Origin of the sequence: Streptomyces sp. NPDC008238 (genome assembly GCF_042956445.1) — a bacterium.
In the GTDB taxonomy this organism is placed as follows: Bacteria; Actinomycetota; Actinomycetes; order Streptomycetales; family Streptomycetaceae; genus Actinacidiphila.
Genome location: NZ_JBIBGK010000011.1, coordinates 237320 through 244271 on the forward strand (window position 1 = coordinate 237320; position 6952 = coordinate 244271).

Consider the following 6952-nt stretch of genomic DNA (forward strand, 5'->3'; position numbering starts at 1 on the left):
CCGGGATCATCCCAGTGCCTGATCGTGACCTTGAGCACGAGACGGGCACAAAGCTGCCAGGGCATCGGGGGTGACCGGCGAAACCACGCCGTTTTCGGTGACTATTGCCGTGATCAGTGCCGCGGGTGTGATGTCGAACGCAGGGTTGTACGCCTGGGTGCCGAGCGGCGCCACAGGGTTCCCGGCCGATTCGGTCACTTCGTGCCCCGGGCGCTGTTCGATCTCGATGGACGAGCCGTCGGCGGTGCCCTGGTCGACGGTGGTGGTGGGGGCGACGACGATGAAGGGCACGTTGTGGTAGCGGGCGAGCACGGCGAGCGGGTAGCTGCCGACCTTGTTGGCGACGGAGCCGTCCGCGGCGATGCGGTCGGCGCCGATGAGGACGGCGTGGACGTTGCCGGCGGCGAAGAGTGAGCCGGCGGCGCTGTCGGTGAGCAGGGTGTACGCCATGCCGGTGCGGGCGGCCTCGTAGGCGGTGAGGCGGGCGCCCTGGAGCAGGGGGCGGGTCTCGTCGACCCACAGGCGGCGCAGCTGGCCCTGGCGGTGGGCGGCGAGGACGACGGCGAACGCGGTGCCTTCGCCGCCGGAGACGAGGGCGCCGGTGTTGCAGTGGGTGAGGATCTGGTAGCCGCCGCCGGGGAGGAGCTCGGCGAGCAGCTGGAGGCCGTGGCGGGCCATGGCGGCGCTGGCCTCCTCGTCCTCGGCGTGGAGGCTGCGGGCCTCGGCCAGGGCCGCCGCGGCGGCGCGCTCGGGGTCGCCTCCGCCGGCGAGGGCGGCCCGGTAGGCGGTGAGGGCCCGCCGGACGCCGTAGGCGAGGTTCACGGCGGTGGGCCGGGCGTGGGCGAGGGATTCGGCGGCGTCGTCCACGTCGTAGCCGCGTACGGCGGCCAGGGCGACGCCGTAGGCGCCCGCTATGCCGAGCACCGGGGCGCCGCGCACGGCGAGGCCGCGGATGGCCTCGACCAGGGCGGGGACGTCGGTGCAGACCAGTTCCACTTCCTCGGCCGGCAGCCGGGTCTGGTCGAGGAGGACGAGGACGGGCCCCTCCGGCGGCTCCTCCCACCGCAGCGCCGGCAGGGGCTCGTCGGGATTGCCCTTGGAATCATTGGCCAGAGTTACCACGTGCTGATCACCCATCTGCTCAGTCTGCCGTGAACGGCAGCACGTTTTGAACGGTTGCGGCACTCCGCATCCGCAGGTACACGCCCGCTGCACCCATGGCACGATGGCCACCGTCCCGCCGTTGGACGGGTAGGTAGCGCAGTAACGAAGGAGCGACGATGAACGACTCTCCGGGCTGGGCCTCGCCCGGATCCTCACCCTCCGGCGATCCGGGCCGCACCGACGGCCCCGGCACGCCGCAGGATGCTGCGCCGCAGAACTGGTCCCAGCAGCAGCCGCCCGCCGGCCAGTGGCAGGCCACCGGCGGCTGGGGTGCCCCGCCCCCGCCCAGCGGCCCGGTCTGGGGCAGCCCGGCCCCCTCCGGCTGGCAGCAGCCGCACTGGGGAGCCCCGCCGTCGCCCAAGCCCGGTGTCATCCCGCTGCGGCCGCTGGGCATCGGCGAGATCCTCGACGGTGCGGTCTCGACGATGCGCGCCCACTGGCGCACCGTGCTCACCATCGCCCTCGCGGTCTCGTTGCTGACCGAGGGCGCGATGCTGCTGCTCCAGGGCTTCATGCTCAACGACAACGCGACGCTGAACTCCCTGGACGAACGTTCCGACCTCTCCTTCGGCGAGATCATGAACGCCGTCGGCGGCACCCTGGCCGCCGCGGGGCTCGCCATCGTCATCAGCCTGCTCGGGTCGGTGATCGCCACGGCGATGCTCACCATGGTCATCAGCCGGGCCGTGCTCGGCCACCGCGTGACGCTGGGCGAGGCATGGTCGGACGCCCGCGGCCAGTTGCCGCGCCTGTTGGGACTGACGCTGCTGCTCAGCCTGATCGGCGGCGGGATCTTCGCCATCGGCATCGTCCCCGGCGTCCTCGTCGCGGTCGGCGGCGCCACAGCCGCGGGTGTCGGCCTGGCGTTCCTCGGCGGCGTGGTCGCCCTCGGCGTGGTCGTCTGGCTGATGATCCGCTTCAGTCTCTCCTCGCCTGCCCTCATGCTGGAGAAGCAGGGCGTCCTGAAGTCCATGGCCCGGTCGGTCAAGCTGGTCCGGGGCTCGTGGTGGCGCATTCTGGGCATCCAGTTGCTCACCATGATCCTCGTCTACATCGTCTCGTCGATCATCCAGGTTCCCTTCATGGTGGTGGGGATGCTCGCCGGCGGCGACGGCCTGTCGGCCTTCGCCTCGGGCGACCAGGCCGGTCTGGGCTGGACGTATCTGATCGTCATCGGCATCGGCGCCGTCATCGGATCCACCATCACCTTCCCCATCCAGGCCGGGGTTACCGCCCTCCTCTACATGGATCAGCGGATCCGCCGTGAGGCCCTCGACATCGAACTCGCCCGGGCCGCGGGCGTCCCCGGCTCCACCGACGCCCCCGGCGGGGGCACCGCACCCGGCAACAGCACGCCCACCGGGGGCTGACGCCGGTGTCGGGGGACGACGTACCGGTCACCATTCCCCGCGGCCCCGCCCGCGAGGCCGCCGAGGACGAACTGTCCAAGGGGATCTACCACCACGACGACCCGAGCCTCTTCGAACGTGCCCTGAACTGGCTCTGGGAGAAGATCGACCACCTGATGGACGCCGCCTCCGGGGCCACCCCCGGAGGCACCGCCGGTCTGGTGACGATCATCGTCGTGGTCGTGCTGCTGGTCGTCGCCCTGCGGCTGCGGCTCGGCAAGCTCCGCGCCCAACCCATGACGGGCGGCGGGCTGTTCGCCGACGTCCCGCGGACCGCCGGCGAGCACCGGGCCGCCGCCGAGGAACACGCCCACCACGGTCGGTGGGGCCCGGCCGTCCAGGAAAGGATGCGCGCGATCGTGCGCTCCCTGGAGGAACGGGCCCTGCTCGACCCGCGCCCCGGCCGGACCGCGGACGAGGCCGCCGCCGAAGCGGGCCGCCCCCTCCCTGGTCTCGCCGGCCGCCTCGCGGACGCCGCTCGCGTCTTCGACGACGTCACCTACGGCGACCGCCCGGGCACCCCGGACGCCTACGCCGCCCTGCGTGAACTCGACACCGAAGTGCAGCGCACCAAGCCCCGGTTGACCGAGAGCGGAACCGCCACCGGAGGTTCCCGCCCATGACCGACACCCTCACTCCGGCGCAGGTGCCCGCCCCGCCCACGACCTCGGCCTCCCCCACCGCCGGCCAGCTGTGGACCCGCTCGCGCGGCCTCCTCGCGGCGCTCCTCGCCCTGATCGTCTTCGGCGCCCTGTACGCCGCCGCGCGTTCCGGTGAGAACCATGACGCACTCGACCCCCGCTCTCCCGACCCGTCCGGCAGCCGGGCCGTCGCTCAACTCCTCCAGGACCACGGTGTGACCACCACGGTCGTCACCACCACCGACGCGGCCGTGGCCGCCGCCGGTCCCGACACCACCCTCCTCGTGACCGTGCCCGACTTGTTGACGAAGCGTCAGCAGAGCGCGGTGCACGACGCGATGGAGCGCTCCGGCGGCCGCGTCGTCCTCCTCGCCCCCGGCGAGCCCTCCATCGGGCGGCTCGCCCCTGGCGTCCGCTACACAGGACCCGTCCCCGTCCGCGTCCTCGAACCGGGCTGCGGTCTGTCCGCCGCCCGCACCGCCGGCGCCGCCGAGACGGGAGGCGGCAGTTATACGACGTCCTCGCGGAACGCCGACCGTTGCTACCCCGACGCCGCGGGCGACTTCACCCTCCTGCGCCTCCCCGCCCCCGACGGTGGCGACACCGTCGTCCTGGGCACCCACACTCTGCTGCAGAACGAGAACCTCGCCGAGCAGGGCAACGCCTCGCTCGCCATGCAGATCCTCGGCGCCCACCCAAAGCTCGTCTGGTACCTCCCCTCACTGACCAACTCCTCCGCCTTCGGTGGCGGTCAGGAAAGCTTCCTCGACCTCATCCCCGACGGCTGGAGCTGGGCCGTCCTCCAGTTGTTCATCGCCGCCGCCCTCGCCGCTCTCTGGCGGGCCCGGCGCCTCGGCCCCGTCGTCGCCGAGAGGCTGCCCGCTACGGTGCGCGCCTCGGAGGCGACCGAGGGACGCGCCCGTCTCTACCGACACGGCCGGGCCCGCGGCCGCGCCGCCGAGGTGCTGCGCACCGCCGCACGCGACCGACTGGCCCCGCTGGTCGGCGTCCCCCCGTCCCAGGCCCACGACCCGGGCGTCCTGGCCACCGCGGTGGCCGGCCGGCTCGACGACCCCGCCGTCGACCCGCACGGCCTGCTGCACGGTCCGCCTCCCCCTGACGACGCGGCCCTGCTGCGTCTCGCCGACGACCTCGACGCACTGGAACGCCGCGTCCTTCTCAACGAGAGGAAAGCCACCCCGTGAGCGCCGCCCCGACCGCCGACAGCGCCCGTGCCTCCCTGGAGGCCCTGCGCACCGAAATCGCCAAGGCCGTCGTCGGCCAGGACCCCGCCGTCACCGGCCTGGTCGTGGCCCTGCTCTGCCGGGGCCACGTCCTCCTCGAAGGCGTCCCCGGAGTCGCCAAGACCCTCCTCGTGCGCGCCCTGGCCGCTTCCCTCCAGTTGGAGACCAAGCGGGTCCAGTTCACCCCCGACCTGATGCCCGGCGACATCACCGGCTCCCTCGTCTACGACGCCCGCACCGCCGAGTTCTCCTTCCAAGCGGGACCCGTCTTCACCAACCTGCTGCTCGCCGACGAGATCAACCGCACCCCGCCCAAGACCCAGGCATCCCTCCTGGAGGCCATGGAGGAGCGCCAGGTTTCCGTCGACGGCATCCCGCGCCCGCTGCCCGAGCCGTTCCTCGTCGCGGCGACCCAGAACCCCGTCGAATACGAGGGCACGTATCCGCTCCCGGAAGCCCAGCTGGACCGCTTCCTGCTGAAGCTGATCCTGCCGCTGCCCTCCCGTGAGACCGAGATCGACGTCCTCACCCGTCACGCCGACGGCTTCAACCCCCGGGACCTGGAATCCGCCGGTCTGCGACCGGTCGCCGGCACCGCCGACCTCGACACAGCCCGAACTGCCGTCGCCAAGACGCAGGTCTCCGCCGACATCACGGCCTACATCGTCGATATCTGTCGAGCCACCCGTGAATCCCCCTCTCTGACCCTCGGCGTCTCCCCCCGGGGAGCCACCGCCCTGCTCGCCACCGCCCGCGCCTGGGCCTGGCTGACCGGCCGCGACTACGTCATCCCCGACGACGTCAAGGCCCTCGCCCTCCCCACGCTCCGGCACCGCATCCAGCTGCGGCCCGAAGCCGAGATGGAGGGAACCACACCCGATTCGGTCATCACTTCGGTCCTCGCCCGCGTCCCCGTACCGCGCTGAGACGGGCGACGACCGACCATGGCACTCACCGGACGCACCGCCCTCCTGGCCGCCCTGGGCGCCCTCGCCGTCGGCCTGCTGCTCCCCGGCTGGAACGGCATCCTGCTCGTCGAAGGCGTCCTTCTCTTCGGAATTCTGTGCGACCTCGCGCTCGCCACGCCAGTACGAAAGCTCCATTTCACCCGATCCGGTGAGACATCAGTTCGACTCGGGGACATGGCGGAAGTCATCCTCACCGTGACCAATCCCAGCCGGCGCCCGCTCCGTGCCCACCTCCGCGACGCCTGGCCCCCCAGCAGCTGGTACCCGGGTACCGAGGTCGCCGCCTCACGCCACCGGCTCACCGTCCCGCCCTCCGAACGCCGACGCGTCACCACCGTGCTGCACCCCACGCGCCGCGGCGACCGGCACGCCGAACGCGTCACCGTCCGCTCCTACGGCCCCCTCGGACTGGCCGCCCGTCAGGGCTCCCACCGCGTCCCCTGGAGCGTCCGGGTGCTCCCGCCGTTCAACAGCCGCAAGCACCTGCCGTCGCGCCTCGCCCGCCTGCGCGAACTCGACGGACGCACATCGGTGCTCGTCCGGGGCCAGGGCACCGAATTCGACTCGCTGCGCGAGTACATCCCCGGAGACGACACCCGCTCCATCGACTGGCGGGCCACCGCACGCCGGGCCACCGTCGCCGTCCGCACCTGGCGCCCCGAACGCGACCGCCACATCCTCATCGTCCTCGACACCGGCCGCACCGCCGCCGGCCGCGTCGGGGACGCCCCACGCCTCGACGCCGCCATGGACGCCGCCCTGCTCCTGGCCGTCCTCGCGGGACGCGCGGGCGACCGCGTCGACCTCCTGGCCTACGACCGCCGCGTGCGGGCCTCGGTCCAGGGCCGCGCCGCCCGCGACATGCTCCCCGCGCTCGTCAACGCCATGGCGCCGCTCGAAGCCGAACTCGTCGAATCCGACGCCCGCGGCATGGTCTCCACGGTGCTCCAACGGGCCACGCAGCGCTCCCTCGTCGTCTTCCTGACCGGACTCGACGCCGCACCGATGGAAGAGGGCCTGCTGCCCGTCCTGCCCCAGCTCACCCACCGCCACAACGTCCTCATCGCCTCCGTGGCGGACCCCCGCATCGAAGAGATGGCACAGGGCCGTGGCAGCGTCGACGCCGTGTACGCGGCCGCGGCGGCCGAGCAGGCACGCGCCGAACGCCGACGCGTCGCCCAGCGCCTCTCCCGGCACAACATCACCGTCGTCGACGCCCCGCCCACCGACATCGCCCCCGCGCTGGCAGATACCTACCTCGCCCTGAAGGCCGCCGGCCGGCTGTAGCGGACGGAGGGGGTGGAGGGGCGGGGAGGAGTTCCGCCTACCCCTGCTTACGCGCAGGGGCCCTCTCACGAGCGGGGACGACTGGGTGGTGAACGCAAAAATGCCTCAGCCCCCGAGTATCAACTCGGGGGCTGAGGCTAAAAATTGTTCGGCGGCGTCCTACTCTCCCACAGGGTCCCCCCTGCAGTACCATCGGCGCTGAAAGGCTTAGCTTCCGGGTTCGGAATGTAACCGGGCGT

At 72.5% G+C, this 6952-nt stretch carries 6 protein-coding genes and 1 rRNA gene; 5 read left to right on the forward strand and 2 right to left on the reverse strand.

From position 1 onward, the window contains the following. Positions 1 to 6: 6 nt before the first annotated feature. Complete coding sequence (gene mtnA, locus ACFZAU_RS23660; RefSeq protein WP_500553813.1) at positions 7 to 1137, reverse strand: S-methyl-5-thioribose-1-phosphate isomerase; 1131 nt, start codon at positions 1135 to 1137, stop codon at positions 7 to 9. A gap of 143 nt (positions 1138 to 1280) precedes the next feature. On the opposite strand from mtnA, the gene ACFZAU_RS23665 reads away from it, so the two are divergent. The 5 genes from ACFZAU_RS23665 to ACFZAU_RS23685 are packed head-to-tail and all read left to right on the forward strand — an operon-like array spanning position 1281 to position 6713. After that, on the forward strand, positions 1281 to 2534 hold the full coding sequence (locus ACFZAU_RS23665) for a DUF7847 domain-containing protein (RefSeq protein WP_500553814.1): 1254 nt from the start codon (positions 1281 to 1283) through the stop codon (positions 2532 to 2534). A 5-nt stretch (positions 2535 to 2539) separates the two neighbouring features. Further along, the gene (locus ACFZAU_RS23670; protein ID WP_500553815.1) at positions 2540 to 3196 is read left to right on the forward strand and encodes a DUF4129 domain-containing protein; all 657 of its coding nucleotides are present in this window, start codon (positions 2540 to 2542) and stop codon (positions 3194 to 3196) included. Beyond that, positions 3193 to 4419 (forward strand): DUF4350 domain-containing protein, encoded by a 1227-nt coding sequence (locus ACFZAU_RS23675; RefSeq protein WP_500553816.1) that lies wholly within the window; start codon positions 3193 to 3195, stop codon positions 4417 to 4419. The genes ACFZAU_RS23670 and ACFZAU_RS23675 overlap by 4 nt, the downstream gene beginning before the upstream one ends. Further along, positions 4416 to 5384, forward strand: a complete 969-nt coding sequence (locus tag ACFZAU_RS23680; RefSeq protein ID WP_500553817.1) for an AAA family ATPase — start codon at positions 4416 to 4418, stop codon at positions 5382 to 5384. Before ACFZAU_RS23675 ends, ACFZAU_RS23680 begins: the two co-directional genes overlap by 4 nt. An 18-nt stretch (positions 5385 to 5402) precedes the next feature. Continuing rightward, positions 5403 to 6713 carry a DUF58 domain-containing protein gene (locus ACFZAU_RS23685; protein WP_500553818.1) on the forward strand — a complete coding sequence of 437 codons (1311 nt, stop codon included), beginning with the start codon at positions 5403 to 5405 and terminating at the stop codon, positions 6711 to 6713. A gap of 146 nt (positions 6714 to 6859) precedes the next feature. Here ACFZAU_RS23685 and rrf read toward each other — a convergent pair. Then, positions 6860 to 6952: ribosomal RNA gene (gene rrf, locus ACFZAU_RS23690) — 5S ribosomal RNA — on the reverse strand; the annotation flags it as partial.